A 25,723-nucleotide genomic window follows, 5' to 3' on the forward strand; every position below is an offset into this window, starting at 1 on the left:
CTTCGGATTCCTGTTCCGCAGATCACATGAGTATTACTTTTGCGATGGAATCAGACAGGTCCAGCAGGCCTTGCCGTTCGGCGGTTGAATAGTCCGCGCTCCCGATGGCGTTGCGCATGCGCCCAAGGTGGTCCACGATCTCCGCCCGGTACCGGCCCTCCCCATCACACCACGCGAGTTCCTGGAGGAGCCTGAGGAGCCGGGCCGCGACGGCCGAATCCGCGGCCCCATAATGCCGGGGCTGGTTCATGGCGATGTCCAGGAAGTCCCCAAGCCCGGGAAGAGACAGCACCACCCTGACCCGCCCGTCGTCGTCAACCAGAAATTCCGGTCCGGGGTTCCGCTCAGCCAGCCTGCACAGGAGGGCCGAAAGGTGCCCGATGACGTGCACTGCCGTGGTGGGATCGTTGATACCCGGGGAGAGCGCACGCGCGGCAACATCCACAAGCTGCCGGAACCCGAATCCGACGTCCTGGACGTTGGTGCGCTCAAACCCGGTGGCGACGGCGGCATTGGTGGCTTTCGCCAGCTTCTCCCGGGTTTCGGCGGTGAAGGTTGCTCCCGGCGCCACAGGCCAGGCGGTGGCGAAGGGGACGCCCTGCACCAATGAGCTGCCGGGCTCCCGGTCTATTCGCAGAACAGCCCCGGAGTCTTTCGCAGCCTCCAGGAGTGCGTCCTTGTCCAAGGAGGTCAGGAAGCCCGAGGAAGCGCAGGTGATGGGAACGCTGCCGGGCCCCGGACAAGGCTCGGGCCCGCGGCCGGGGCGGTCTTCGGGGAAGACCCTGTCAATGGTTTCCTGGGTTTCCACGTTGACCCTGCGCATCATGGTCTCCACGCGGATCTCGCGGGTGAGATGCGACAGGAAGAGAACCAGCCCCACGACGCTGGCGATGGCGAGCACGAAGGCCAGCGTGACGGAGATTTCCGGAACGAAGGGGGTGTTTCCACTGCCTTCGTCCCGGACACTCCGAAGGACGGTCAGGGCGAAGGCGAACGCTGCCAGGAAAAGCGCCAGGGTTCCGTGGACAAACCGGTCAGAGGTAAAGGTCCGCAGCAGCCGGGGCGAGAACTGACTGCTGGCCAGCTGCAGCGTGACCACGGTGAGCGAAAACGTCAGGGACGTCACCGTGATGAGCGAGCCCGAGATCGCCTGCAGGACGGACCTGGCCGCTGCCGGGCCTCCGCTGAAGAGGAAGACTGTGACGCTCCGGGGCAGCTGGCCGTCAACGTTGCCGTCCAGCGCCGGCAGGGCCATGCCCAGCACCACGGCCAGGGTAACCGCCAGCAGCGGAAGCGGCCACAACCGGGTCCGCAGGGAATCGAGCCAGTGTGCGCTGCGCCCGTTCATCAATGCCACCCCTTCCATTCGTCGGTTGGCCTGAAGCTGGCTGAACCGGAAATGCTAAGCGTACTGTCAACGAGTTCCCCTGTCCCTGTAGCTGGCCGGACTCCCTAGTGAAGGAGCGTGACGCGTATGTGGTTTGATTCGTGGGCTTGAGATTCTCCGTGTCCTGGTCATTGGCTCGGTCTCCTATGCGGCCTTGGTGGTCCTGCGCGTCTCGGGCAAGGACGCTGGGCCAGCTGAACGGGAGAGCACGCCTCCTACGCCGACTCCCTCTTCGAGCCAGCCATGGCAGCCATCACCGGCAGTGGAATCACCGGCACCAGCATCTTCTCCCGCGTGCTCCAAGTCCATCTGGCGATCTACTCCGTGGCCGTCTTCGCCACCCTGGCCGGCACCCTGGGGGCGTACTTCCTGCGGCAAAAAACCAGTTCCCGTGCGCCTGCCTGCCGACGTTGCCAGTGTGCGCTTTTTCTGTCTGATAACAGCAACGTCACCGCTTGCAGGAAACCCATTGCATATCAATTACGTGCGTTGATGTGGAGTCAAGGCCTGCCTAACGTGGAGATTGGGGAAAGGTAAGGGCGATTCCGATTTACCTGATCCAGAAAGCTGACGAGGGGCTTCCCATGGGAATGTCGGAGGAAGAGCGCAGGCGCCTTGAAATGCTCGAAAAGGAGCTGGCGTCCAGTGATCCGGGCCTGGACCAGAAACTGCAGGTTGGTGCGCCCGGCGGGCATCCGCGCGAGGCAGCCGCTATGGCGCGCGGAGTGCTGGCCTTCATCGCCGCATTCGCACTCGTTATCGTGGGGATTGCCACCGAACTCGTCGTTGTGGGGGCGGCCGGCTTCCTGCTGATGGTTGCCGCCGCCCATTGGTTCCTCCGGGACTACCACTTCCAGGACTGGCCGGAAAGGCACCGGAAACCCCCTGAAGCGGCCACTCCCGGGTGAGGCCGAGACCAGCCCCGGGTTCGATACACATCTTGCAACAAGCAAAGGGTGCGGCTCCAGATGGAACCGCACCCTGGGCGCGTGGACTGTACGTCAGTCCTTCTTGAAAGCGTCCTTGACCTTTTCGCCGGCCTGCTTCAGGTCGCCCTTGGCCTGGTCTGCCTGGCCTTCGGCCTTCAGGCGGTCGTCGCCTGTTGCCTCGCCCGTGGCCTCTTTACCCTTGCCGCCAAGCTTCTCGGCTGCGTTACCAATCTTGTCGTCCAAACCCATGGTGTTTCTCCCTACGGTCGGCTCCCGCCGGCGTACCGCCAGCGGCTTACCTTCCCATCGTAACCACAAATCACTAAGGGTGCTGATCATTTCGGCCGCGGCGGGCGGTGCCGCACCTTATCCGTGGGCGGGTTCGCCCGTGATGCGGTGGTCAGCGTGGTTGATGGTTTCACGGATGAGCCGCGCCAGGTGGCCGTCGTGGAGTGAGTAGATCACGTGGCGGCCGTCCTTGCGGGTGTCCACCAGCCCGCTCAGGCGGAGCTTTGCCAGGTGCTGGCTTGCCACTGTCCGCGGGACACCCACGGCTGCCGTCAGCTCCGTAACGGTCCTGGGGCCCTGGGACAGCTGCCAGAGCAGGTGCAGGCGCGTCGGCTCAGCGAGCATCCGAAGGGTTGCGGAAGCCGCCTCCAGCAGTTCCGGCCCCGGGGTCACGTGGTGGACCAGGGACGGCACGTCAGCGGCGGAGATGGCTTTGCTACCGGGCTGGCTGCTCACTGTCCTGCTCCTTCTCTGCGCGGTCCGTGGCCTCCGCGTCATCATGCCGCGGCCAGGAAAGGAATGCTCCTGCACTGCCTATCATCGCAACAATTGTCAGGGCCAGCGCAGCCCAGCCCAGGCCCGCCGCGGCGCCCACCCACCCGGCCAGCGGATAAGTGATGATGTAGCAGGCGTGCGAGAGGGAGAACTGCGCCGCAAAAACGTAGGGACGGGTGTCCACGGTGGACGCGTGGCGGAGGAGCCTTGACGACGGCGTGAGGATGGTGGCGCTGGCAGCGCCCAGCAGCAGCCACAGGCCCAGCAGCAGCCACCACCCGCCTCCGGCGGGGCGCACGGAGAGCGCAGCGGCGCAGGCCAGGACGAAGGGGATGGCGGCGGCGCCAGCGAGCATCACGGACCTGTCCCCGAACCGGCCGAGCGCCCGCGGGGCGGACAATGCCACAATCATGGACCCCGTGCCGAAGCAGGCCAGCGCCAGGGCCAGGTCAGTTTCCGGCCGCAGCAGGACCTCCCGTACGTACACCACAGTGTTGACCAGCACCAGTGCCGTGGGGGCCGCGACCACCATGTTGAGGGCCAGCAGCGACCGCAGCCGCCGGTTCCGCCAGAAGATCCTGGCGCCCAGGGTGGTGCGGTGCCACAGCGAGGCCTGCCGCACCGCAGCTGGCATGGGTTTGGGCAGGGCACTGATGGCCACCAAGGCGGCGGAGGACAGGAAGCCGAAAACCGTCCCGAGGAACAGGTTGCTGTAGCCCACCACGGTCAGCAGCAGCGCGGCTATGGCCGGGCTGGCCAGGGCTTCCATGTCATAGGCCAGCCGGGACAGGGACAGCGCCCGGGTGTAGTCCCGCTCATCCGGCAGGACGGTGGGGATCAGCGACTGGAAGGCAGGAGTGAAGGTGGCGGAGGCGGACTGGAGCAGGAAGACCGCCACGTAGATCTGCCAGGCGTCCGTGATGAACGGCAGGGACAGCGCCATCGCCGCGCGCACCACGTCGGCCCCGATGAGGACCCGCTTCGTCGGCCACCGGGCCGCCAGCGCATTGATCACCGGCGCCAGGCCCACGTAGGCAAACATCTTGACCGTCAACGCAGTCCCCAGGACGGACCCGGCATTGGTGCCGGCAAGGTCATAGGCCAGCAGCCCGAGGGCAACCGTCAGCAGGCCCGTGCCGATCAGCGCAACCATCTGCGCGGCAAACAGCCGGCGGTACGTGATGTTCCGCAGCACCGACAACAATGGGCCCAACTCCTTGAGTGCATATGTGCATGACTATGCACTCAACGGTAGCGTCAGCGGCAGGGAAAACGAAAGGTGCGGCTCCGGTGGAGCCGCACCTTTCCTTGCTGCAAGGCATTGGAGGCGGGCCGGTTCCAGGTGGTGGTGCCGCCTCCGCGGCGCCATCAATGCTCGCGGCGCCCACCGCCGTCGTCCTTTGAACTTCGGTGCCCTGGCCCCTACAGGGGGGAGGAATCCTGAACGGCCGGCGCGCCCGCCCGGCCCGACGTGCCCCAGCCTTGCGCGAGGCGCTCGTAAACCAGGTCCAGCAGCTCAGCGGCCCGCTGGTTCACCCGCCGCGAGTCATCCAGGCTCCGGTCCAGCCGGGCTATCTCCGCCCGCAACTCGGCGATGTCCGATGCGGCTACGGCCAGGCGCAGGTGGACCTCTTCGAGCGGGTCACTCAGCGGCTCGTGATGGTGCATAGCCTCAATCAAAGGATCATTCATGGCAGTGTCCTCCGTTATGTCGGCGGGGCAACAGCACCCTGGGTGACGGGCTTTGCTTACCGCCAAAGAAGAATATATAAGCACACTTACCAATGCCCGGGAAGGCTTGCCCGGGATCAAGGCCTCTGCAAGCCCCCGGCGCTGCATCCGGTGCACTCCCCATGGCCGCCACCGGGCGGGGCTCGCCTGTACTTCCCCTTTTGTGACGCGTAATCTCAGGAGTGTGACGGGATCCATTTCCAGTCCCCTCCCGGTCCCCTGCACAGGCCCCCCGGAGCAGTCGCTGTAGTAAACCGGCGGCACACGGTGCAGAAGCGGAATGGGCCCACCATGGCAACCTCGCACTTCCAGCAGTTCCTTGACCACGCCGCGGTTTTCGATCCGTCCAGCGACGGCTGCCCGGGCCCCCGGCTGCCTCTACAGCGACCCCGCTGTCACGTGATGCCGCCCGGGCGGAGCCAGGAGGTGGCGGAGTGAGCCGCCTTCCCCTCGACGACCTGACCGCGGCTGTGGCGCGCATCCGCGGGTTGCTCTTGAGCCAGGAGAAGGCTGACAGGGCGGTCGGCCTGCTGGCCCAGGCGATCAAGGAAACCATGCCGGGCGCACCCGGAACAGGGGCCTCGCTCCTGGATCCGGGCGGCGGGCTGATCAGCAGCGGCTCCACGGATGCCGTGGTGAGGCAGGCCGACGCCGCGCAGTACGAACTGCGTGAGGGCCCGTGCCTCATGGCGTGGGCAGCGGAAGAAGTGGTCATCGTGCACGACGTCCACACGGACGGGCGGTGGCCCCGCTGGGCGTCGGCCGTTGCCGGGCTGCCCGTCCGCTCCGTGGCCAGCGCGCCGCTGCTGGCAGGAAAGGATTCGATCGGAGCCTTGAAAATCTATTCAGCCCTGCCCGGGCAGTATGACGAAGACCGCGGCCGCACCCTGGCCCTGTTCGCCGGAGCAGCGGCGACTCTTGTGGCCCACGTCCAAGGCAGCGAGGCGCCGCTTCGGATGTCCGAACAGCTCAAAGCCACGTTGGCCAGCCGGGACACCATCAACCGCGCCTGCGGGGTGCTGATGGAACGCCACGGCATCACCCATGACCAGGCACTCCAACAGCTGATCCAGGACGCTCGGGCGGCCGGTGCCTCTTTGGTGCAGGTCAGTGGAAAGCTGGTCGAGCGAGTATGAGGTCCAGGCATACCGGGGGGCCTTCTTTCCCTCCCGTCCACCGAGCCCGACCTGCCGGCCGGGGCGGCGAATGAGCTGATCCGCGGGGCTCCCCGGAGTGACAACCGTCCCCCGCCAGGCAAGTCCGCGCGTCGCGTACCGTCACCCGACATGGACCCAGGGGCGCCTGGTGACGTCCGGAACGGCTTCCCGCAGCACTTCCCTCGTGACTGTAGCGATTTCGCCTTCCCCGAGAAACAGGAACCGCAGAAGGTTGGTGATCGGGTTGCCCTCCGTCCAGCGGAAGTAGATGTGCGGCATCAGCCCGGTGACGTCCCTGATGTGGAGCAGGACGGAGGCGATGGTGTTCGGGACCACGGGCCCGTGGACTTCGAGGACGTTGTAGCCGTGGCGGGTCACACCGCGGACAAACAGTTCCGTTTCGAAATCGGAGGAGTCATCGACGATCACTTCAAGGAACAGCGGCTCGTGTTCGACGGGCAGGTGGCTGACGTCGATGGCTGAGGCGAGCTTGTGCCGGTATGCCTCTGCGGATTTCCGCAGAGGCTCGTGGGCGATGATGGCGATGGGGCCTTCGAGGGTGCTGGACATGAATTCCAGGGCCTGCTGGTCCAGGTGGACACGGGTTGCGTGCAGCTCAAAGGAGCGCCCGACGCGGGACAGCAGGGAAATCACGATGGTGCCGAGAACGAAAACCCCGGCGATTCTGGTGCCCTCGGGGCGTTCGAAGACGTTTGCAATGGTGGTGTAGGTGAAAACCAGGGCGATTGCGCCGAACCCGAGGGCGCGTCCCCGGTGGCCCCCTCGCTGCGCGGACAGCGTGACGGCGACCGCTGCGGAGGTCATGAGCACCAGGACGCCGGTTGCGTACGCGCCGCCCTGCGCGTCGACGTCGGCGTCAAAGAGGTAAGTGATGAGGAAGCTGACAAGGGTGAACACGAGCACAAGCGGGCGCACGGCCCTGGCCCACCCCGGGGCCATGCCGTAACGGGGAAGGTACCGGGGAACCAGGTTCAACAGGCCTGCCATGGCGGAGGCGCCGGCAAACCACAGGATGGCGATGGTGCTGATGTCGTAGATGCTCCCGAAGCCGACGCCGAGGTATTCATGGGCAAGGTAGGCCAAGGCACGCCCGTTCGCCTGGCCGCCGGGCTGGAATTCCTGCTCCGGAATCAGGACGACGGTGATGAAGCTGGTGGCGATGAGGAACCCGCTCATGATCGCCGCGGCACCGGTAAGCATCCGCCGCGTTCCCTTGATACGGCCCGCAGGATGTTCTTCGGTGTCGTTCTCGTCGCCCCTGACCTGGGGCATGACCGCAACGCCGGTTTCGAAGCCGGAAAGCCCCAGCGCCAATTTCGGGAAAACAATCAGGGCGACTGCCACCGCCATGAGCGGGTCCCCGTGGGAAGTCAGCAGGGTGGCCCACCAGTCGCCGACGACGACCGGTTGGGTGGAGATTTGAACCAGCGAGGCGCCCACCACCACGGCATTCAAGCCGAGGTACAGGACCACCAGGACCACCGCGACGGCGATGGCTTCCTTGAAACCGCGCAGGAAGACGGCGCCCAGCAACGCCAGGAGGAACAGGGTGACAAGGACGTTCTGTCCGTGCAGCCAGTCCGGCACAACCGGGTTCTCAATCAGATGGGCGGTGGCGTCTGCAGCGGAGAGGGTCATGGTAATCATGAAGTCGGTGGCGGCGAAGCCGAGCAGGACCAGGACCAGGAGCTTGCCGCCCCAGCTGGGCAGCAACCGCTCGAGCATGGCGATGGAGCCTTCCCCGTGGTGGCTTTCGACGGCGACCCGCCTGTAGACGGGCAGGGCGCCCAGCAACGTCACGGCGACCAGCACCATTGTGGCGACGGGCGAAACGACGCCGGCAGCGAGCGCGGCGATGGCAGGCTGGTAGCCAAGGGTGGAGAAATAGTCGACACCCGTCAGGCACATGACCTGCCACCATGGATGGACCTTCCCGTGGGAGGACGCCGCCACGCCGGGCCCAAGGTGGGTGCCTTTGCTGTCCTGGAGCCCGAACAGAAGCCACAGCCTGAAGGCTTGCATTCCCCTCGGCCGCGGCGCGGAGGGATCAGCTGGCGGCCTGCTCAACGTGGTCATGGCATTTCCTTCCACGCTGCCACTGCACTGGTTCATGCCGAAGCTAGCACCGGGCAAAAGCGGCGGAGCCCGGAGGGACCGTTTATTAATGGTTCCTTTACACGCCGCCGGCCAGGCCTCCAGCCGGCACTCGCCCCGGCCCCCGAAGGTCACAGGAAAAATACTCGATTGAAACAATTCAGCAACCTTGCCACGGCATGCTGTGCATACGGGGACACAACAGCAGGAGGCGCATCATGGAGGCACGTAAAGTTCTCACCGGCCAGCTTCGGATCGGCGACCAGATCGAGGCGTGGCACAACGGCAAGCTATTCCACCGCGGGCGGGTGACCGACGTCGTACCCGCCCTGGAACTGTTCTGGATCCTGGACGCGAGGACGGGCGCGCGGAAGCTGCTGGACCCTGAGGCGCTGGAGATCCGGCATGTGGAGGAGCAGGCCAAGCCGCTGGCCCCGGCCTGATTTCCGCCCTTTTGACGGTGCCGTCCCGGCCAAAGGGACGGCACCTGCGCGTGCATAGAATGGACCCATTGCGGCACCGCTGCGGCAGTACGGGCGTCACCCGCCCGCAACCACCACGAAGGAGCACACCGTGATCGGATTCATCGTTGCAGGCCTCATCATCGGCGCACTTGCCCGCCTCATCAAGCCGGGCAAGCAGAACCTGGGCCTGCTGGCCACCCTCCTGCTGGGCCTTGCCGGCTCCGTCATCGGCGGCGTGGTGGCTTCGCTCCTGGGCACCGGGGACATTTTCGAGCTGAACTTCCTGGGCTTCATCGTGGCCGTCATCGCCTCGGTGCTCCTGGTGGGAACGGCTGAAGCGGTGGCCGGCCGCCGGAGTTCAGTACGCCGCTAAGGCCTCCCCACGGCCATATCCAACGCGAGGTCACGCCGTGCCCTGACCGAGCGCTCAATTGGGCGCGAAGTGACGCCTTGCTGGTGTTAGGCCCTGCCCTGGTACACGTCCGGGATGCCGTCCTGGTCGGCGTCCACCTTTTCCAGTTCTTCGGCCACCCGGTAGTGCCGGTTCCGGGCCTTCAGCACGGCCGTGGCCAGCAGGGCGGCGAGCAGGGACGCGGCCAAGATGCCCACCTTGGCGTGGTCGTCCTGCAGGGTGCCCTGCCCAAAGCTCAGCTCGGCCACCAGCAGCGACACCGTGAAGCCGATGCCGGCCAGGAGTGCCACGCCGAAGACATCGATCCACTTGAACGAGGTGTCCAGCTCCGCCCTGGTGGCCTTGGTCAGGACCCACGTGGTGCCCAGGATGCCGATCGGTTTGCCCAGCACAAGCGCCGCGATGATGCCCAGGGCCACCGGGTCCGCGAGCGCTGAAGCCAGTCCTTCCAGGCCGCCCACCGCCACGCCGGCGGAAAAGAACGCGAAGACGGGTACCGCGATGCCCGCAGAAATGGGCCTGAACCGGTGCTCGAAGATTTCCGCCAGGCCTGGCCCTGCCTCCGGGCCGCCGCCGGCCTGTGACCGGATGACGGGGATGGCGAAGCCCAGCAGGACCCCGGCGACGGTGGCGTGGATGCCTGAGGCATGCACCAGGGCCCAGGTGACCGCGCCCAGGGGCAGCAGGATAAACCAGGATGCAAGGACCTTGCGGCCGAAGAAGTAGCGGAACTTCTGGGCCAGGAACGCATAGATGGCCAACGGAATGAGGGCCAGGAGCAGCGGCACGGGCTGCAGGTCGCTGGTGTAGAAGAACGCGATGATGGTGATGGCGATGAGGTCGTCCACCACAGCCAGCGTCAGCAGGAAGATCCGCAGTGCGCTGGGCAGGTGTGAGCCGATAATGGCCAGCACCGCCACGGCGAAGGCGATGTCCGTGGCCGTGGGGATGGCCCAGCCGCGCAGGGTTTCAGGACTCGTGAAGTTGATTGCCGCATAGATGAGCGCCGGAACCAGCACGCCGCCCGCGGCTGCGGTAACAGGAACTATCGACTTGCTGATCTGGCGAAGATCCCCGGCAACGAACTCGCGTTTGAGCTCCAGGCCCACCAGGAAGAAGAAGATGGCCAGCAGTCCGTCCGCTGCCCAGGCGCCGAGGCTGAGGTCAAGGTGCCAGGGCTCGTAGCCCACCTTGAAATCGCGGAGGGCAAAGTAGCTGTCCGACGCCGGCGAGTTGGCCCAGAGGAGGGCGATGAGCGCAGCGGAGACCAGCAGGGCCCCGCCCACTGTTTCCTTGCGGAGAATCTCCCCGATCCGGAGCGCCTCCGCGTAGCTGCCGCGGGAAAAGACCGCGGGCTTCCGTGGCGGAGAAGGGGGCGTAATCGGCGAGGGATGGTTCATAGGGGCTCCCGGCATCTGGGTTCGACAAAATCATGCCGACCAGACTTCCCGGCGCACCTTTGTCCATCCTACAGGGGCTGCACTGTGCGCCATTTCACTTTTTTCCCATCCGAAACAGGAGCGGCGCCGAATCACTCCTGTCCCTCAACTGGGACAACCATGTCACTTGTATGAGGAGATGCTTTCCGATGAACAAGACACTTCGTTACCTCGCTGTTCCCACCCTCGCTCTGGGGGCCCTTGCCCTTTCCGGAGCCCCAGCCATGGCCCAGGACGGCGCTAACCATTACCAGTCCACCCTGGGCCAGATCAACGGCAGCGCAGGCTCGGGCAGCATCACCCTTGATGTCACTGGCAACCAGGCCCACGTTGTCCTCAAGGTTTCGGGCCTGCCCGCCACCTTCATGGATGCCCCGTACCCGCACGTTCAGCACATCCATGGCGGAGCCCAGGGAACCTGCCCGGGCCCTTCTGCCGACAAGGACGGCGACCAGGTCATCTCCACCACCGAGGGCGCCCCGTCCTACGGCGGCATCGTCACCACCCTTTCCACCAGCGGCGACACCAGCCCCGCCGCAGGCCTTGACCTGAAGGTCGGCGGCCAGGGCGCCGCATACACCGTCGACCGCACGTTTGAACTGAATGCCGAGACCAAGGCGGCTCTCCAGGCAGGCACCGCCGTGGTGGTGGTCCACGGCCTTGACCCCGCAACCCTCAGCGCAGCCGGCCAGGCGGCAAAGAGCGACCTCGCACCCACCCTCCCGCTGGCTGCCACGTCCCCGGCCCTGTGCGGGACCCTGGTGGCCGGACAGATGAAGATGCCGTCAGGCGGCGCTGACACCGGCATTCCCCAGGAAACCGGCACCGGCACCGCAGCCCTCGCGGCGGGCGGTGGCCTCGCCCTGGCTGCCCTCGCCGGCGGCGCCTACGTGGCACGCCGCCGCAACTCCGGATCAGCCGCGTAACTACAGGCTGACTGGATCACCGTGACTGACACGAATTCCGGCCGCCGCGGGGGCGTTGGGGCCTCCACGGCGGCCGGGCTTCTGCTCGCCTTGGCCCTGGGCGGCTGCGGCTCCGGCATGACCGGAACGTCCGACGCCGGCGCCCCACCTTCCGCGGCCGTCGACTCTCCCCCGCCCGCCCCGGCTGCAGCGGCACCTTCCGTGTCCACCCCCGCAGCGGCCGTGCCTCCTGCCGCAGGACCTGCGGCCCTGGCCCGGTCCGAGCCGGTTACCCTGGAAATACCTGCCATCGGAGTGCGGACCGACCTCCTGAAACTCGGCCTGCGGGAGAACGGATCACTTGAGGTCCCCCAGGACAGCGGGAACGGTGCCCCGGCCAGCTGGTACAACGGATCCCCCACCCCTGGCGAACGCGGACCATCCGTCATTCTGGGCCACGTCAACTCGCCCAACGGACGCGGCGGCGTCTTCGCGGACCTCCGCAAGCTGGTCCCCGGGATGGACATCGCCGTTTCCCGCGCTGACGGCAGCACGGCCGTCTTCACCTCTGACCGCGGTGCGCTCTACGGCAAGGACAGCTTCCCCACGCTGGAGGTCTACGGAAACACCTCCGGCCCCGAACTGCGGCTGATCACCTGCGATGGCTACGATCCCGCCACCGGGCTCTTCGACGACAACTACGTGATCTATGCCAAGCTCAAAGCCTGACCCGCGTCCAGGCAAACACCCACCTACGGCCGTAGGATCCGGAACGGATGCGGCCAGGACGGAAGAGCCATGACTAAACGCTTCCCACTGTTCGCCGCCCTGGCACTCTCGTCCCTGCTGCTCGCAGGCTGCGCGGCGGCGGCGGGGTCGACGGAAGCCGGGGCGGGAGCGCCGTCGTCGAACACCCCTGCCCCCGCCGCCGCGCCATCGGGTGCCTCGCCCTCGCCTCAGCAGGACGGCCACGCCGGGCACCACGGCGGCGGCCCCGCGTCCCCGCGGGACGCCAGCAGGGGACCCAGCGAGGCAGCAAGGATGGTGTGCGGGGACCAGCCGATGGACCGGCTCACCGCGATCCTTGACCTTGGGGATGACCCCCATACTGTCGAAACATGGGCGGACAGCACCTTCACGTGCATCTACCACCTGGACGACGGCGCCCTGGAAATCTCCGTCAGGGAGGCGCCGGACCAGGCGGCGGCGCTGACGTACTTCGACGCCATGCAAGCCCTTGCGGTCGGCGCCGTGCCCATTGATGGACTGGCCAACCTCGGTTTTCCTGCCTACGAGACCGCTGACGGCTCAGCAGTGTTCCAGAAGGACAACTTCGTGCTGCAGGTGGACGCATCAGGCCTGCCGGGAACCGTGGGTCCGGATGCCGTCAGCCGCAACGCCCTGGCCTACCAGCTGTCCACCACCATCCTGGCGTGCTGGGTGGAGCACCACTAGCGGCGCGCGCTTTATCCCAGCGGGCCGCGTGTCCCGGGAAACCTGCTAGCCGGCCTGCTGGCGAACCGGTCTCCGCTGCCCGTCCATCGCAATGGCCTTTACAGCCGTCTCCAGGTAGTTGCGCGATTCCGCGGAGTTGGCCAGCTGCACGAGCTCTGCGGCGACCACCACCAGCTTCACGTTCCGGTGGCTGCTGGTGCTGACCAGCATTTGGAAGGCATCCTCCGACCCCATCTTCAGCTGGCCCATGAGGATGCCGCGTGCCTGGTCAATCACCGTGCGGGTGGAGGTCGCCCCAACCACCGCTTCCCGCGCCGTCTGCTCGGTTTCGCGCTGGAGCGTCGCGGTGAGGTCGATCATCACCCCTTCCAGGGCTGTGACCCGGCCGTCGTCCACAATCCCGTCGCCGGAGGTCAGAACACGCCGGGTCCGCCCCTGGGCATCGATAACGCGGTGGTACATGCAGAAGTAGCCGCCGGTCCGGACAACCTGCGCAACAATCTCCTCGCACCGGGGCCTGTCCTCGGGATGCTTGTGGGAGAACAGCAGCTCGAGGGTGGGCACAACTTCGCCCCGCCGGTATCCGTGCAGCTGGAACATGCCCTCGGACCAGCGGATCTTCCCCGACCCTAGATCCACATGGAACGTTCCGGCACCGCAGGGGCTGTCCCCCAGTGCGCTTGAGTAGGTGTAAGGGCCACGGAGTTCCGTCACGGGCCACCCCCCCTTGTAGCAGTCGTCCGCGGGCCGTCGGCACGCACTGCTCCAAGTATTGCCGCCCGGAGACGCGCCGGATAGTGCCCATAGCCCCTTTCCCCCGGCCGGGGAACAGGCAAAGAGCTTGACCGCTATACCCCCTAGGGGTATATTCAAGGTGTTGTCAGTGAAGTGGTATGTCCCGGCCGGTGCCCGCACCGCCATCACAGCCGTTCAACCCCAGCACCCTGCTACTCCAGCAAGGAATCATCCTTCACAAGGAATGGAACTGACATGTTTGACATTGAAAACCGGACCGCGCTCCCCCTGGCCTCCAGTGCCGGCTGCAGCTGCTGCTCCCCTGCCGCACACGCACACAAGGCGCCAGCCGCCGTCGTAATTTCCGACGCCGGCACAGGCTCCCGGCGGACGTTCGCCGTTGAGGGCCTCACCTGCGGCCACTGCGTCCAGACCGTCGAGAAGGCCGTCTCCGCCCTTGACGGCGTTGAATCGGCATCCGTTGACCTCGTACCGGGCGGCCGTTCCGGCCTCACCGTGACGGGCACCGTTTCGGACACGGCGGTCCGGCAGGCCGTCACCTCGGCCGGGTACTCCCTGGCTTCCAACTGACATTCCCGCCGGGGCTGATGGCCCCGGCTGCGGCGTCCTCCAAGGAGGAATATATGGAACACCTGCAGGATCACCAGCACATGCACCATCACGGCGACGGCCCCTCACGCGGGACCCTCACCAAACCCGCGGCTCCCCCGGCGGCCGGCGGGCCGGGCGGCCATGCCCGCCACGACGACGACCACGCCGTCCACACCCACGGGCAGCACGCCGGGCACAGCACGGCCATGTTCAAGAACAGGTTCTGGCTCACGCTGGCGCTGTCCGTCCCCGTGGTCTACTTCAGCCCCATGGTGGGCCACATCCTGGGCTACATGGTGCCCGCGTTTCCGGGATCAGCCTGGATCCCGCCCGTCCTGGGCACCGTCATCTTCCTCTACGGCGGCCAGCCGTTCCTGAAGGGCGGGCTGCAGGAGCTGAAAGACCGCCGGCCGGGCATGATGCTCCTGATCGCCATGGCCATCACCGTGGCGTTTGCGGCCTCCTGGGTCACCAGCCTGGGCCTGGGCGGGTTTGACCTGGACTTCTGGTGGGAGCTGGCGCTGCTGGTGGCCATCATGCTGCTGGGCCACTGGATCGAGATGCGCGCCCTGGGGGCGGCCCAGGGCGCCCTGGATGCCCTCGCCGCGCTGCTGCCCGACGAAGCCGAACGGATCACGGACACCGGAACGGACACCGTTCCCGTCTCCGAACTCCGGCCCGACGACCTGGTCCTGGTCCGCTCCGGCGCCCGCATGCCGGCCGACGGAACGGTGGTGGACGGGCAGGCGGAATTCGACGAGTCGATGATCACCGGCGAATCGAAGACCGTGCCGCGCGGCCCGGGCGATCCCGTGGTGGCCGGAACAGTCGCCACGGATACCAGCGTCCGCGTCCGGGTGACGGCGGTTGGCGAGGACACGGCACTCGCCGGCATCCAGCGCCTGGTGGCCGAGGCGCAGTCATCGTCCTCTCGGGCCCAGGCGCTGGCCGACCGTGCCGCGGCCTTCCTGTTCTACTTCGCTGCCGGCGCAGGCGTCATCACCTTTATCGCGTGGACCCTGATGGGCAGCATCCCGGAAGCCGTGACCCGCACCGTCACCGTCCTGGTCATCGCCTGCCCGCATGCACTGGGCCTGGCCATCCCGCTGGTGATCGCCATCTCCACGGAGCAGGCTGCCCGCGCCGGGGTCCTGATCAAGAACCGGATGGCGCTGGAACGGATGCGGACCATCGACGTGGTCCTCTTCGACAAGACCGGCACCCTCACCACCGGCGAGCCTCAGCTGGTGGACGTTGCGGCCGCTGACGGCGTGGGTGCAGACGAGCTGCTGGCCCTGGCCGCCGCGGTCGAGTCGGACAGCGAGCACCCTGTGGCCCGGGCCATCGTCCGCGCAGCCCGGGAACGCAACCTGACCCTGCCTGCCGCCGCCGGCTTCACCTCGCTGACCGGCCGCGGCGTCCGGGCCTCTGTGGACGGGCGCACCGTGCACGTGGGCGGGCCCGCCCTCCTGCGCGAGCTTGGCGCCGTCGAACCCTCCGCCCTGGCCCGGTCCACCGGCGGGTGGATGGACCGCGGCGCTGCCGTCCTGCATGTCATTGACGACGGCGGCCGCGTGCTGGGGGCAGTCAGCCTCGAGGATGCGGTGCGGACGGAGTCGCGGCAGGCGGTTGCTGCCCTGCAGAACCGCGGCGTGAAGGTCGGCATGATCACCGGCGATGCCCGGCAGGTGGCGCAGGCCGTGGCCGCGGACCTGAAGATCGATGAGGTGTTCGCGGAAGTCCTGCCGGCGGACAAGGACAAGAAGGTGGCCGAGCTCCAGGCCCGCGGGCTGAAAGTGGCCATGGTGGGCGACGGCGTCAACGACTCGCCGGCGCTGGCACGCGCCGAGGTGGGCATCGCGATCGGCGCCGGCACGGACGTGGCCATGGAGTCTGCCGGGGTGGTGCTGGCCGGGAACGATCCGCGGGCGGTCCTGTCCATGGTGGACCTGTCCCGGGCCAGCTACCGCAAGATGTGGGAGAACCTGGTGTGGGCCACGGGCTACAACATCCTGTCCGTGCCGCTGGCCGCAGGCGTCCTGGCGTTCGCCGGCGTGGTCCTCTCCCCGGCCGCGGGCGCGGTCCTGATGTCCGCATCCACTATCGTGGTGGCTTTGAACGCCCAACTGCTCCGGCGGGTGAAACTCAACCCGTCCGAGGTACGTTGAACGTGCAGGAGCGGCCCTGGTGAAGACCCGGTCCGGCAGAAACCAGTCCAGCAGCAACCTGTTCAGCAGAAAGGAGGAAGCAGCATGACCGCACGCACCCGCGTCCTGTCGGCCGCACTCCTCCGCGCGGGACTGCTGGCTGCCGTCCTGGCCATCGTGGCCGGGATCTTCGGAATGCACGTCATGACCGCCCACTCCTCGCACGCGGGGCACGCCGCCGTCGTCCAACCCCAGGCGGCACAACCTGCCGCTGCACAACTCTCCGGCGGGCACCCCGCCGGGGACGCCGCCGTCGTGCATTCCCTCGCCGGGGGCACGGCCGGGGACACGGCCGGGCACCTGGCCGGGCACCCCGCCGTCGAACACCCTGCCGACGAACAGGGCTCAGGACAGGCTCACGGCGCCGCTGCCGGATACCAGGCCGCAAGAGCAACTTTTTCGGCCGCAGAATCCTGCAGCTCCGGCTGCCCGGGCGCGCAGGAAGCCGGCGCGCCCTGCATCCCGCTGGCCAAGACCGCTTCGCTCGCCGTTGTCCCGCCCCAGGCCGGCACCGCCGGGCCCGCGCCCACAGCCATCGCCCGGGGCGCCGTCGGGTACTCGTACATCCCGGCAAGCCCCACACCCTGCGACCTGTCCATCAGCCGGACGTAAGCGGACTGCGCCGCGTGGCTCTCCACGCACGATTGGCCCAGTTCACATTACTTCCCTGAAGGACACCCCAAAAATGAACACGAACCTCAAAACCCTTACCATCGCCGCTGCCCTGGCGGCCTCGCTCGGCCTTGCCGGGTGCGCCGCCGGCTCCGGAGGCTCCGGCGGAAACACCATGCCCATGAACCACGGCAGCTCCGGCCCCATGGCCAGCATGATGCCGGACGCCAGTGCGGACCATAACCAGGCGGACATCATGTTCTCGCAGATGATGATCCCGCACCACGCGCAGGCGGTGGAGATGAGCGACATGATGCTCGCCAAGCCGGACCTGCCCGCGGAGGTCACCGCACTGGCCACCAAGATCAAGAACGCCCAGGCGCCCGAGATCGAGACGATGACCGGCTGGCTCAAAGAGTGGAACGTGCCCGTCATGATGTCGGACCACTCGGGACACGGCATGGGCGGCATGGTGGACTCCCAGGGCCTGGAGAAGCTCAAGGCCGCGCAGGGAACGGAAGCCGTCCGGCTTTTCCTGGAGCAGATGATCGGACACCATGAGGGCGCGATCGACATGGCAAAGCAGGAGATCGCCGCCGGCAAGCACGCCGGGTCCATCCAGCTTTCCCGGGATATCGTCACGTCCCAGGAGGCTGAGATCGCCCAGATGAAGGAGATGCTGGCCGCGCTCTAACCTGCCCCTCCCTCCCGACCCTCTCTCACTTAACGGGCCAAATTGGCCGATGCTCTCTCACTTTCCTTACGAAAGTGAGAGAGCGTCGGCTGGAAAACCGCGTTAAGTGAGAGAGCGTCGGCTGGAAAACCGCGTTAAGTGAGAGAGCGTCGGTTTGGGACGGGACGCAGGGGCCGGCCCCCGTTGCAGTCAGGCGTCGGGCCTGACGTGCTCGGGACGGATTCCGACGCCGATGAACCGGGCAGTCATCCGGCGCAGCAGGGGCGAGGCGAACCGGAGGAGCCCGACGAACCAGCGCGGCGCGACACTGTTGCCGGCGGTTGCCCGGACAATGGCCTTGTGCCCGTTGCACTGGAGCATCTGCATCACCTTCACCGGCTTCTCCCTGCGCCGCTGCACCGCCGCGAGCTTTCCGGCGGGCGCGGCCCCGGCTGCAAGGTCCCCGGAGATGGCGTTGAACAGCGCAACGGCATCCTGGATGGCGAAGTTCACGCCAACGCCGAACATCGGGGACATCGCATGGGCGGCGTCGCCGATCGCGATGAAGCCCGGACGGTACCAGCGGCGGAGCCGGTTGATCTGGACCGAAAGGAGCTTGATCTGGTCCCAGTCCACGAGGGTGGTGACGACGGGGCGCAGAACAGGAGCCGCGTGGCTGATCCTGGCCTGGAGCGCCTCCAGCCCTGCCGCACGAAGCTCGTCGTACCCGCCCTTCCGGATGACCATGCCCGACTGGTACCTGTCGCCGCGGTCGATGGTCAGGACCATGCCCTGGCGGGAGATGTAGCCGAGGGTTGCCGGCGGCGGTTCCGGCGGTTTGGGCAGGCTGAACCAGAGAACGTCGATGGGCACGCCAAACTCGTCGGGAGTCATCCCGGCCGCGGCGCGCAGCCCGGACGCCCGCCCGTCCGCAGCTACGGTGAGCGTCGCACGGATCTCAAGGTCGTCGTCGTCGTCCGCTGTCGCCGCCCGTACGCCGCGAACCTCGTCCTGCTCGACAATGAGGCCAGTGGCTTCGGTGAGCATGCGCAGCTCGAAGTTGGGAAACGCCGACGCCTCGCCGGCCAGGAAGTTCAGGAAATCCCACTGCGGCGCCAGGACCAGGAAGTTGTCGGGCTCCGGGAGGGTCCTGAAGTCCACGATAGTGAAGCGCCGGCCGTCCATGACGACGTCCATCGCGGGCAGGCGCGTGAGCGGCAGCTGCAGGAATTTTTCCCGCAGCCCGAGCTCGCCCAGCAGTGTCACGGTGGAAGGATGCACGGTGTCGCCGCGGAAGTCCCGAAAGAAGTCGGCATGCTTCTCGAGCACTGTGACGCGCAGCCCCGCGCGTGCCAGCAGGTAGCCGAGCACCATCCCGGCCGGTCCGCCGCCGGCAATGACGCAGTCACGCCCGATAACTTTCTCCACGGTCATATCATCGTGCCTCCTGCCCGGAAAGGTGAGAGAGGGTTCCCCAAAAACCCGCATCAAGTGAGAGAGGGTCCGGGTGATGCGTGTTAAGTTGAAATCCGCGGGCTGGACGGTCCGCGCACCGGCTGGAAAGAGAAAATCCCCTTGGACACGTCCGAACCAGTAAAAATCCTGACCGTCTGCACAGGCAACATCTGCCGCTCGCCGGTGGCCGAGCGGCTGCTGCAGGCGGGACTGGACCAGGCGGTGCCGGGCGGTTTCGTTGTGGCCAGCGCGGGCACCCGGGCCATGGTGGGCGACCCCATGCAGCCCCTCTCCGCGGACATCGTCCGCACCTTCGGCGGGAACCCGGACAACTTCGCCGCCCGCCAGCTGACCCCGAAGATCCTCCGCGGCGTGGACCTGGTGCTCACCATGACCTCCGCACACCGCGGCGAAGTGCTGCAGCTGGACGCCTCCTTCCTCAAACGGACGTTCACCATCCGCGAGTTCGCCCGCATGCTCGACGTCCTGGACCAGCGTGCAGCAGCGTCCGGGGGCAGCGCGCCCGCCGCCGCGCCCGCCAGGGATGATGACGACGACGGCGGCTGGCTGGGCGCCAACACCGCCTTCTGGAAGAGCCTCCCGGCACGGGCCGCGGGGGTGCGGCACCTGTCCTTGCCCGCCGACGCCGCCGAGAACGACATCGTCGACCCCTACCGGCGCGCGCCCGAGGTGTACCGGCAGATGGAGGACGAACTGGCGCCCGCGATCGTCTCCATCCTCCGCCACGCGCGCCTGAACGCACCGGCTCGCGGGACACGTGCGGAGTCGCCGTAGCGTTCGGGCGGTCCCGCACCTCTCCGGCGACCCCGGCACTTCTCCCGGCGGCGACGTTCCCGGCTGACCGCGCTGCCGCCGTCGTAATCAAGCGTGATTCGTCTGACCCCGTCAGGCGACGCAAGGTGACAGTTTGGACAACTTTGTAGCCAGCAGGGCCTCGGCTGGCGGACACTGATCCCACCCATTCACAAAGAGGTGAGGCACAATGAGCACGCCTGACGGTTCTGACCCCTCCGGCCCCAACGCATCCGCGTCCGCCCCCAGTCCCCACAACGGCAGCTGGGTGGCGCACGGCCGCCGGCGCTGGATAGCCGCACTGCTGGCGCTGGTCCTGGTGGCCGCCGCCGTCGTCGCAGTCATCAGCCTCAACCGTTCCGGCACGGAGGCGCAGCCCGCCGCGACGCAGAGCGAATCGCCGTCCCCGTCGGCCACCCCCTCGGAAACTCCTTCCGAAACGCCGCCGCCGGCCCCTGCTCCCCCGCCGCCGCCCGAGCCGATCCCGGAGCTGCCTGCGGCGCCCATGAACGTGCTGGTCATCGGCAGCGACAGCCGTGCCAGTGCTCGGGACGCCGCAGCCCACACGGCGGCAACCGGCGAGGCCATGGACCACCGGTCGGACACCCTCATGCTGGTCCACGTCCCCGCCGACCGCAGAACCCTGTACATCATCTCCATCAACCGGGATACGTGGGTGGACATCCCGGGCTTCGGCGGCGCAAAGATCAATGCCGGGCTGCAGTACGGCGGCATCGACATGACCACCCAAACGGTGCAGTCACTGTTCGGGATCACCATTGACCACACCGTGATGCTGGACTTCCACGGCTTCCGGGGCATGGTGGACGGGCTGGGCGGGATCGACGTCAACGTGCCCATTCCGTTCCAGTCCACGCACGACACGGGGCACGTCTTCGGCCCCGGCGTGAACCACCTGGACGGGCAGTCCGCGCTGGAGTTCGCCCGGGAGCGGTACGCATTTTCCGACGGCGACTTCCAGCGCGTGCGCAACCAGCAGATCCTGCTCAAAGCCATCCTGGCCCGCCTGACCGGCGGGGGCGGCCTGAACGACGTCAACGCCGTGCGCGGTCTGGTGGATTTCGCGTCCTGCTGCCTGACCGTGGACCGGGGCTTCGACCCCGTGCAGGCTGCCATCCTTGCCTACAGCCTGCGGAACCTGGACGTGAACGCGATCGGCACCATGACCCTGCCCACGGCGGGCTCCGGATTCATCGCGGGCCAGTCGGTTCTGTTCCCGGATTACGGGGCGATCAACGCCGTTGGGGCTGCGCTGCGGGAGGGGCGGATCGGGGAGTTCGCGGTTCCGTAGCCGACTGAGGCCGCGGGCATTGGCGGACGAGCGGGCCTGCCCCGCATGAGCGGTGCCGGGCAACGCCGTTCCTGCGGTCGAGGGCCGCTCGTCCGGCTAAGGGGCCCACCTGGCTGTTCAACCGGGGCTCACCCGGGGTTCACCGGCGGGAAAACGTCTGTGCGCCCGGCCCCTGGAGGCTGGACGGCATGACTGACATTTCACGCCGCACCATCGTCAAGGGATCCGTCCTCGCTGCCGCACTGGCAGCCACACCCGCCGCCGCCCAGGCCGCCACAGTGCAGTCGCCGGCCGGCGTCGCGCTGGTCCGGAACCGGCTCACCCTGCCCAGCGGCATCGCCACCGGAGACGTCACCTCCGATTCCGCCGTCCTGTGGTCACGTTCTTCCGGTGCCGGGCGGATGACCGCGGTGCTGCGGGCCGTGGACGACGGCGGCGAGGTCCTCCGCGGCCGGGGCGCCTTTGAGCGCGTCCTCCGCGGGCCCCGCGCCACCCAGGCCTCCGACTTCACCGCCAAGATCCACGCCGGGAACCTGCCCTCCAACACGCGCTTTGCACTGGAGATCAGCTTCGAGGACGACGGCGGCGCGGCCGGCGAGACTGTCAGCGGCAGCTTCCGCACGGCTCCCGACGCCGGGACGTATAACGGCAACGGCCGCACCGGTGACACAAGCAACGGCGGCGAGGTGCCGGCGTCGTCCGCCCAAAGCTTTGTGTGGACGGGCGACACCGCCGGCCAGGGCTGGGGCATCAACGAGGAAATCGGAGGGATGCGCGGCTACCGCGCCATGCACCAGACCCGCCCAGACTTCTTCATCCACTCCGGCGACACCGTCTACGCCGACGGCCCCATCACGGAGACCGTGGTGGAGAAGGACGGGCAGGTGTGGCGGAACCTGGTCACGGAGGAGGTGTCCAAGGTGGCCGAGACGCTCACGGAATTCCGCGGCCGGCACCGCTACAACCAGATGGACGCCAACATGCGGGCCATGTTCGCTGACGTCCCCGTCATTGCCAACTGGGACGACCACGAGACCACCAATAACTGGTACCCCGGCGAGATCCTGGACGATCCCCGCTACACCGTCCGCGACGTCAACACCCTGGCAGCACGGGGCCGGCAAGCGTGGCAGGAGAACATGCCCATCGCCGATTCCTCGGCCCTGTGGCGGCCGGGAACGTTCGACGACGCCGGCCAGTACCAGCCCGCCCGCATCTACCGGAAGATCAGCCGCGGCCCGCAGCTGGACATCTTCTGCCTGGACATGCGGACGTTCAAGTCCCCCAACACGGACGGCAAGGAGCCATACGCCACCTCGATCCTGGGCCAGGAGCAGGTGGACTGGCTGATCCGCGAGGTGACCAAGTCCAAGGCCACCTGGAAAGTCATCGCTGCCGACCTGCCGCTGGGCATCATCGTGGGCGACGGGCCGGTCAACCAGGAAAGCGTCGCAAACCGCGACGCCGGTGCACCCCTGGGCCGTGAGCTTGAGATCGCCGGGGTGCTGAGCGCATTCAAGCGCAACCAGGTTAGGAACGTGGTGTGGCTGACCGCCGACGTTCACTACTGCGCCGCGCACCACTACTCCCCTGAGCGTGCGGCCTTCACCGACTTCGACCCCTTCTGGGAATTTGTGGCCGGGCCGATTGCGGCGGGTTCCTTCGGACCGAACAAGATGGACGGCACGTTCGGGCCCGAGGTGGTGTTCTCCAAGGCGGGCAAGTTCGCCGGAGAGTCACCGCGCAACGGCGAGAACCAGTTCTTCGGTCACGTGCAGCTGGGCGAAGACAACACTTTCACGGCAAGCCTCCGGAACGCCAACGGCGCCACGGTGTTCTCCAAGGTGCTGACGCCGGAGCGGTAAGCCGGCGGGCATTTCCGCGCCTGATCCGGACAGCCGCGCCCCGGGCCCCGGGAGCGGGTGTCCGAATCGGGCGCGGATTTCGGTTGCGGGCGCGAGATGCCGGCCGCCGTCGTCCGTTATTTTCCCCGTCCGCTGGGTACGCCGCTGGTAGTGTTCCTGCATTCGGAACGGCACGCAGACGGGGTGATTCTCTTGAACGACGACGGGCTGACAGAGGCTGTGCAGGAAGCCGGGGCGGTGGAACTGCTACTGGTCCGGCACGGCGAGAGTGAAGGCAACGTTGCCGCCACCGAGGCCCGGGAGGCAGGGGCGGCGGTCATCGCCGTGCCGGCCCGCGACGCCGATGTGAACCTGTCCGACATTGGGCAGGAGCAGGCCAAGGCCCTGGGCGCGGCCTTGGCCCGGACCGCCGAGGAGTTCCGGCCGGACGCCGTGGTTTCCTCGCCCTATGCACGTGCCCGTCAGACGGCGGAAATCGCCGTGGAGGTGGCGGGCTGGCCCGTGAAGGTGCGCACCGATGAACGGCTCCGGGACCGCGAACTGGGCATCCTGGACCGGCTCACCCGGCTGGGCGTGGAGCAGCGTTACCCGGACGAGGTGGAACGCCGCGAATGGCTGGGCAAGCTGTACTACCGGCCGCCGGGCGGGGAATCCTGGGCGGACGTGGCCCTCCGGCTGCGCTCCGTCCTGGCGGAACTGAACAACCTCGGCACCGGGCATCGGGTGATGCTGGTGTGCCACGACGCCGTGATCATGCTCTTCCGGTACGTGCTTGAAGGGCTGAGTGAAGCAGAACTCCTGGACCTGGCGGCCACCACCTCGGTCCTGAATGCCTCCCTGACCCGCTATGTGCGGCCCTCCGGCGCCGGCCGCTGGACGCTCGAAAGCTTCAATGTCGCGGACCACCTGACCGAGCAGGGCGTTGCCGTGACCGAACATGCCGGGGACGCCAGTGTCCACCCGCGGTGAGGCGGGCGCGGCCGGGGCCGCGCAGCCAGCCCTGGTGACGCCGTCGCTCCTGCGCGACTGGCCGCTCCCTGCCGCCGGCGAGGACAAGTACTCCCGCGGATCGGTATTGGTGGTCGGCGGGGCCCGGGCGACTCCCGGTGCCGCCCTGCTCTCCGGTGCTGCCGCCCTTCGGGCCGGCGCCGGGAAACTCACCCTGGCCGTCGCGGAATCGGTGGCTGTCCACGTGGGCGTCGCGCTGCCGGAGTGCGGGACAGTGGGCCTGCCGGAAACCCCCGGCGGGTCCGTAACGGCCGAGGGACTGGACCTCATTGCCCCGTACCTGGACAAGGCAGATGCCGTGCTGGTGGGTCCGGGCCTCGATGACCTGGACCTGGCCGAGGAGCTGCTCCGGGCGCTGCTCGGGCGGGAGGCCGCCTCCGGGAAAGGGAACGACGGCGGAGGTCCCGCCGTCGTCCTCGATGCCTACGCTTTGGGTGCCTTGGCCAACGTGGAGGACCAGTCCGGTCCGTGGAAGGGGCGCCTGATCCTGACGCCCAATCCCAAGGAGGCTGAGATCCTGCTTGGCCGCGGGCTGGAGGACCTGCCGGCCGATGTTGCTGAGATTGCCGAACGGTACCAGGCGGTGGTGAGCTGCCAGGGCCTGATCGCGAGGCCGCCGGGTGATGCTCCGGAAGAGGCGGAGCTCTGGAAAATCACCACGGGGTACGGCGGGCTGGGGACCTCAGGCAGCGGGGATGTCCTGGCCGGTGCCATCGCCGGCCTTCGCGCCCGGGGAACCAGTGAAGCGCAGGCTGCGTGCTGGGGCACCCATCTTCATGCGGCTGCTGCGGACAGGCTTGCCAGCCGGCTGGGACCCTTGGGCTTCCTGGCGCGTGAACTCGCGGACGAGCTGCCCGCGCTGATGCTGGAACTCAACACCTGATCCCTCCAGGTTAAAAGCAACGCGGGGTCACTTACGGTCCATCCGACAGGGTTTTTTGCGCGATAGGTGACCCCGCGTTGCTTTCTCCGGACATGAGACGGCCCCCGGCCGAAGCCGGGGGCCGCCATACCGGGAAGTGCGGGTGTAGGCTGCCGGTGCGCTTTAAGCGCTGTGGCGTGCATACTGTGCAATCCGCCCTAAAGGCAGTCAGCAAATCCCCGACTTTCCGATCCTGTGTTGAAGCTAGGCGGCAATCTCTTGCTTGGCCCCCTTCGTCTCAATTTCAATCTTGCGCGGCTTGGCCTTTTCGGCGACAGGAATCCGCAGCGTCAGGACACCGGCGTCGTACGTAGCCTTTACGTTGTCAGCATCCAGGGTGTCCCCGAGGATCAGCTGGCGGCTGAACACGCCGCGCGGCCGCTCGGAGGCGATCAACTCGGTGTCCTTGCCTGCAGGGTCGGGGCGCTCGGCCCGTACCGTCAGGACGTTCCGTTCCACATCCAGATCCACAGAATCCAGTGCGACGCCGGGCAGATCAAAGGCGACGACAAATTCCTGGTCCTCCCGCCACGCGTCCATCGGCATCGCTGCCGGGCGCGCCGCCGTGCCGAGGACCTGCTGGGCCAGCCTGTCCAACTCGCGGAACGGATCAGTTCGCATCAACATGGCTTCCCTCCTCGTAAGAGACGGTCCAACACTTTTCCGCATCAGCCGATCTGTATTGGCTGATATAGATTTTTTATCACTGGGGAATCAGGTCTGCAAGGGGTT

At 67.4% G+C, this 25,723-nt stretch carries 27 protein-coding genes; 17 read left to right on the forward strand and 10 right to left on the reverse strand.

The window, feature by feature from the left end:
• Positions 1 to 22: 22 nt before the first annotated feature.
• Complete coding sequence (locus SMD14_RS15955; RefSeq protein ID WP_157241372.1) at positions 23 to 1,348, reverse strand: DUF2254 domain-containing protein; 1,326 nt, start codon at positions 1,346 to 1,348, stop codon at positions 23 to 25.
• 282 nt (positions 1,349 to 1,630) lie between these two features.
• Here SMD14_RS15955 and SMD14_RS15960 point away from each other — a divergent pair, with 282 nt between their 5' ends.
• A complete protein-coding gene (locus tag SMD14_RS15960) occupies positions 1,631 to 1,924 on the forward strand; it encodes a hypothetical protein (RefSeq protein WP_231754864.1) in 294 nt (97 codons plus the stop codon).
• A 47-nt stretch (positions 1,925 to 1,971) separates the two neighbouring features.
• Positions 1,972 to 2,295, forward strand: coding sequence for a DUF3040 domain-containing protein (locus SMD14_RS15965; RefSeq protein ID WP_157241370.1), 324 nt, complete (start codon positions 1,972 to 1,974; stop codon positions 2,293 to 2,295).
• 93 nt (positions 2,296 to 2,388) lie between these two features.
• On the opposite strand, the gene SMD14_RS15970 is transcribed toward SMD14_RS15965, so the two are convergent.
• From SMD14_RS15970 to SMD14_RS15985, 4 genes are all read right to left on the reverse strand, one after another.
• Positions 2,389 to 2,565: a CsbD family protein gene (locus SMD14_RS15970; RefSeq protein WP_157241368.1), complete on the reverse strand. Its 177-nt coding sequence runs from the start codon at positions 2,563 to 2,565 to the stop codon at positions 2,389 to 2,391.
• A 117-nt stretch (positions 2,566 to 2,682) separates the two neighbouring features.
• Entirely contained in the window at positions 2,683 to 3,060 is a 378-nt protein-coding gene (locus tag SMD14_RS15975) for a metalloregulator ArsR/SmtB family transcription factor (RefSeq protein ID WP_321214274.1), read from the reverse strand.
• Positions 3,041 to 4,303: an MFS transporter gene (locus SMD14_RS15980; RefSeq protein ID WP_157241364.1), complete on the reverse strand. Its 1,263-nt coding sequence runs from the start codon at positions 4,301 to 4,303 to the stop codon at positions 3,041 to 3,043. Before SMD14_RS15980 ends, SMD14_RS15975 begins: the two co-directional genes overlap by 20 nt.
• 218 nt (positions 4,304 to 4,521) lie before the next feature.
• A complete protein-coding gene (locus SMD14_RS15985; protein WP_157241362.1) occupies positions 4,522 to 4,791 on the reverse strand; it encodes a hypothetical protein in 270 nt (89 codons plus the stop codon).
• 473 nt (positions 4,792 to 5,264) lie between these two features.
• Here SMD14_RS15985 and SMD14_RS15990 point away from each other — a divergent pair, with 473 nt between their 5' ends.
• The gene (locus SMD14_RS15990; protein ID WP_321214275.1) at positions 5,265 to 5,966 is read left to right on the forward strand and encodes a GAF and ANTAR domain-containing protein; all 702 of its coding nucleotides are present in this window, start codon (positions 5,265 to 5,267) and stop codon (positions 5,964 to 5,966) included.
• 141 nt (positions 5,967 to 6,107) lie between these two features.
• Here SMD14_RS15990 and SMD14_RS15995 read toward each other — a convergent pair whose 3' ends face one another.
• On the reverse strand, positions 6,108 to 8,084 hold the full coding sequence (locus SMD14_RS15995; protein WP_321214276.1) for an amino acid transporter: 1,977 nt from the start codon (positions 8,082 to 8,084) through the stop codon (positions 6,108 to 6,110).
• 236 nt (positions 8,085 to 8,320) lie between these two features.
• Between SMD14_RS15995 and SMD14_RS16000 the strand changes: the two genes are divergently transcribed.
• Positions 8,321 to 8,545 (forward strand): hypothetical protein, encoded by a 225-nt coding sequence (locus SMD14_RS16000; RefSeq protein WP_321214277.1) that lies wholly within the window; start codon positions 8,321 to 8,323, stop codon positions 8,543 to 8,545.
• A gap of 130 nt (positions 8,546 to 8,675) precedes the next feature.
• A complete protein-coding gene (locus tag SMD14_RS16005) occupies positions 8,676 to 8,939 on the forward strand; it encodes a GlsB/YeaQ/YmgE family stress response membrane protein (protein ID WP_139030225.1) in 264 nt (87 codons plus the stop codon).
• A gap of 86 nt (positions 8,940 to 9,025) precedes the next feature.
• Here the strand turns inward: SMD14_RS16005 and nhaA are convergent, their stop codons facing one another.
• Positions 9,026 to 10,378, reverse strand: coding sequence for a Na+/H+ antiporter NhaA (nhaA, locus tag SMD14_RS16010; protein ID WP_321214278.1), 1,353 nt, complete (start codon positions 10,376 to 10,378; stop codon positions 9,026 to 9,028).
• Between the two features lie 188 nt (positions 10,379 to 10,566).
• On the opposite strand from nhaA, the gene SMD14_RS16015 reads away from it, so the two are divergent.
• The 3 genes from SMD14_RS16015 (at position 10,567) to SMD14_RS16025 (ending at position 12,777) form a co-directional block, all read left to right on the forward strand.
• The gene (locus tag SMD14_RS16015) at positions 10,567 to 11,343 is read left to right on the forward strand and encodes a CHRD domain-containing protein (RefSeq protein WP_157241351.1); all 777 of its coding nucleotides are present in this window, start codon (positions 10,567 to 10,569) and stop codon (positions 11,341 to 11,343) included.
• 21 nt (positions 11,344 to 11,364) lie between these two features.
• A complete protein-coding gene (locus SMD14_RS16020; protein WP_321214279.1) occupies positions 11,365 to 12,051 on the forward strand; it encodes a sortase domain-bontaining protein in 687 nt (228 codons plus the stop codon).
• A gap of 69 nt (positions 12,052 to 12,120) precedes the next feature.
• Entirely contained in the window at positions 12,121 to 12,777 is a 657-nt protein-coding gene (locus tag SMD14_RS16025; protein ID WP_321214280.1) for a hypothetical protein, read from the forward strand.
• A gap of 45 nt (positions 12,778 to 12,822) precedes the next feature.
• Here the strand turns inward: SMD14_RS16025 and SMD14_RS16030 are convergent, their stop codons facing one another.
• Entirely contained in the window at positions 12,823 to 13,491 is a 669-nt protein-coding gene (locus SMD14_RS16030; RefSeq protein WP_321214281.1) for a PAS and ANTAR domain-containing protein, read from the reverse strand.
• 276 nt (positions 13,492 to 13,767) lie between these two features.
• Between SMD14_RS16030 and SMD14_RS16035 the strand changes: the two genes are divergently transcribed.
• The 4 genes from SMD14_RS16035 (at position 13,768) to SMD14_RS16050 (ending at position 17,637) form a co-directional block, all read left to right on the forward strand.
• Entirely contained in the window at positions 13,768 to 14,103 is a 336-nt protein-coding gene (locus tag SMD14_RS16035; protein WP_321214282.1) for a heavy-metal-associated domain-containing protein, read from the forward strand.
• A 53-nt stretch (positions 14,104 to 14,156) separates the two neighbouring features.
• Positions 14,157 to 16,292, forward strand: coding sequence for a copper-translocating P-type ATPase (locus tag SMD14_RS16040; RefSeq protein WP_321214283.1), 2,136 nt, complete (start codon positions 14,157 to 14,159; stop codon positions 16,290 to 16,292).
• Between the two features lie 84 nt (positions 16,293 to 16,376).
• On the forward strand, positions 16,377 to 16,943 hold the full coding sequence (locus SMD14_RS16045) for a hypothetical protein (protein ID WP_321214284.1): 567 nt from the start codon (positions 16,377 to 16,379) through the stop codon (positions 16,941 to 16,943).
• Positions 16,944 to 17,016: 73 nt separating this feature from the next.
• Positions 17,017 to 17,637, forward strand: coding sequence for a DUF305 domain-containing protein (locus SMD14_RS16050; RefSeq protein ID WP_321214285.1), 621 nt, complete (start codon positions 17,017 to 17,019; stop codon positions 17,635 to 17,637).
• A gap of 189 nt (positions 17,638 to 17,826) precedes the next feature.
• On the opposite strand, the gene SMD14_RS16055 is transcribed toward SMD14_RS16050, so the two are convergent.
• A complete protein-coding gene (locus tag SMD14_RS16055) occupies positions 17,827 to 19,050 on the reverse strand; it encodes an FAD-dependent oxidoreductase (RefSeq protein WP_321214286.1) in 1,224 nt (407 codons plus the stop codon).
• Between the two features lie 141 nt (positions 19,051 to 19,191).
• Between SMD14_RS16055 and SMD14_RS16060 the strand changes: the two genes are divergently transcribed.
• The 5 genes from SMD14_RS16060 to SMD14_RS16080 all read left to right on the forward strand — a co-directional run bounded on the left by SMD14_RS16060 (position 19,192) and on the right by SMD14_RS16080 (position 24,952).
• A complete protein-coding gene (locus tag SMD14_RS16060; RefSeq protein WP_321214287.1) occupies positions 19,192 to 19,866 on the forward strand; it encodes a low molecular weight phosphatase family protein in 675 nt (224 codons plus the stop codon).
• 208 nt (positions 19,867 to 20,074) lie between these two features.
• The gene (locus tag SMD14_RS16065) at positions 20,075 to 21,196 is read left to right on the forward strand and encodes an LCP family protein (protein WP_321214288.1); all 1,122 of its coding nucleotides are present in this window, start codon (positions 20,075 to 20,077) and stop codon (positions 21,194 to 21,196) included.
• Positions 21,197 to 21,384: 188 nt separating this feature from the next.
• Positions 21,385 to 23,061 (forward strand): alkaline phosphatase D family protein, encoded by a 1,677-nt coding sequence (locus SMD14_RS16070; RefSeq protein ID WP_321214289.1) that lies wholly within the window; start codon positions 21,385 to 21,387, stop codon positions 23,059 to 23,061.
• Between the two features lie 183 nt (positions 23,062 to 23,244).
• The gene (locus SMD14_RS16075) at positions 23,245 to 24,030 is read left to right on the forward strand and encodes a histidine phosphatase family protein (protein ID WP_321216290.1); all 786 of its coding nucleotides are present in this window, start codon (positions 23,245 to 23,247) and stop codon (positions 24,028 to 24,030) included.
• Complete coding sequence (locus SMD14_RS16080; RefSeq protein WP_321214290.1) at positions 24,014 to 24,952, forward strand: NAD(P)H-hydrate dehydratase; 939 nt, start codon at positions 24,014 to 24,016, stop codon at positions 24,950 to 24,952. The genes SMD14_RS16075 and SMD14_RS16080 overlap by 17 nt, the downstream gene beginning before the upstream one ends.
• 243 nt (positions 24,953 to 25,195) lie before the next feature.
• Here the strand turns inward: SMD14_RS16080 and SMD14_RS16085 are convergent, their stop codons facing one another.
• Positions 25,196 to 25,618 carry an Hsp20 family protein gene (locus SMD14_RS16085; protein WP_321214291.1) on the reverse strand — a complete coding sequence of 141 codons (423 nt, stop codon included), beginning with the start codon at positions 25,616 to 25,618 and terminating at the stop codon, positions 25,196 to 25,198.
• Positions 25,619 to 25,723 lie beyond the last annotated feature (105 nt).

Origin of the sequence: Pseudarthrobacter oxydans (genome assembly GCF_034258515.1) — a bacterium.
Lineage (GTDB): Bacteria > Actinomycetota > Actinomycetes > Actinomycetales > Micrococcaceae > Arthrobacter.

Bases quoted from the DNA above. Each gene is read 5' to 3' on its own strand.
- SMD14_RS15955 (WP_157241372.1), bottom strand. From the start codon at position 1,348: ATGAACGGGCGCAGCGCACACTGGCTCGATTCCCTGCGGACCCGGTTG.
- SMD14_RS15960 (WP_231754864.1), top strand. From the start codon at position 1,631: ATGGCAGCCATCACCGGCAGTGGAATCACCGGCACCAGCATCTTCTCC.
- SMD14_RS15965 (WP_157241370.1), top strand. From the start codon at position 1,972: ATGGGAATGTCGGAGGAAGAGCGCAGGCGCCTTGAAATGCTCGAAAAG.
- SMD14_RS15970 (WP_157241368.1), bottom strand. From the start codon at position 2,565: ATGGGTTTGGACGACAAGATTGGTAACGCAGCCGAGAAGCTTGGCGGC.
- SMD14_RS15985 (WP_157241362.1), bottom strand. From the start codon at position 4,791: ATGAATGATCCTTTGATTGAGGCTATGCACCATCACGAGCCGCTGAGT.
- SMD14_RS15995 (WP_321214276.1), bottom strand. From the start codon at position 8,084: ATGACCACGTTGAGCAGGCCGCCAGCTGATCCCTCCGCGCCGCGGCCG.
- SMD14_RS16000 (WP_321214277.1), top strand. From the start codon at position 8,321: ATGGAGGCACGTAAAGTTCTCACCGGCCAGCTTCGGATCGGCGACCAG.
- nhaA (WP_321214278.1), bottom strand. From the start codon at position 10,378: ATGAACCATCCCTCGCCGATTACGCCCCCTTCTCCGCCACGGAAGCCC.
- SMD14_RS16015 (WP_157241351.1), top strand. From the start codon at position 10,567: ATGAACAAGACACTTCGTTACCTCGCTGTTCCCACCCTCGCTCTGGGG.
- SMD14_RS16025 (WP_321214280.1), top strand. From the start codon at position 12,121: ATGACTAAACGCTTCCCACTGTTCGCCGCCCTGGCACTCTCGTCCCTG.
- SMD14_RS16035 (WP_321214282.1), top strand. From the start codon at position 13,768: ATGTTTGACATTGAAAACCGGACCGCGCTCCCCCTGGCCTCCAGTGCC.
- SMD14_RS16040 (WP_321214283.1), top strand. From the start codon at position 14,157: ATGGAACACCTGCAGGATCACCAGCACATGCACCATCACGGCGACGGC.
- SMD14_RS16045 (WP_321214284.1), top strand. From the start codon at position 16,377: ATGACCGCACGCACCCGCGTCCTGTCGGCCGCACTCCTCCGCGCGGGA.
- SMD14_RS16050 (WP_321214285.1), top strand. From the start codon at position 17,017: ATGAACACGAACCTCAAAACCCTTACCATCGCCGCTGCCCTGGCGGCC.
- SMD14_RS16055 (WP_321214286.1), bottom strand. From the start codon at position 19,050: ATGACCGTGGAGAAAGTTATCGGGCGTGACTGCGTCATTGCCGGCGGC.
- SMD14_RS16065 (WP_321214288.1), top strand. From the start codon at position 20,075: ATGAGCACGCCTGACGGTTCTGACCCCTCCGGCCCCAACGCATCCGCG.
- SMD14_RS16070 (WP_321214289.1), top strand. From the start codon at position 21,385: ATGACTGACATTTCACGCCGCACCATCGTCAAGGGATCCGTCCTCGCT.
- SMD14_RS16085 (WP_321214291.1), bottom strand. From the start codon at position 25,618: ATGTTGATGCGAACTGATCCGTTCCGCGAGTTGGACAGGCTGGCCCAG.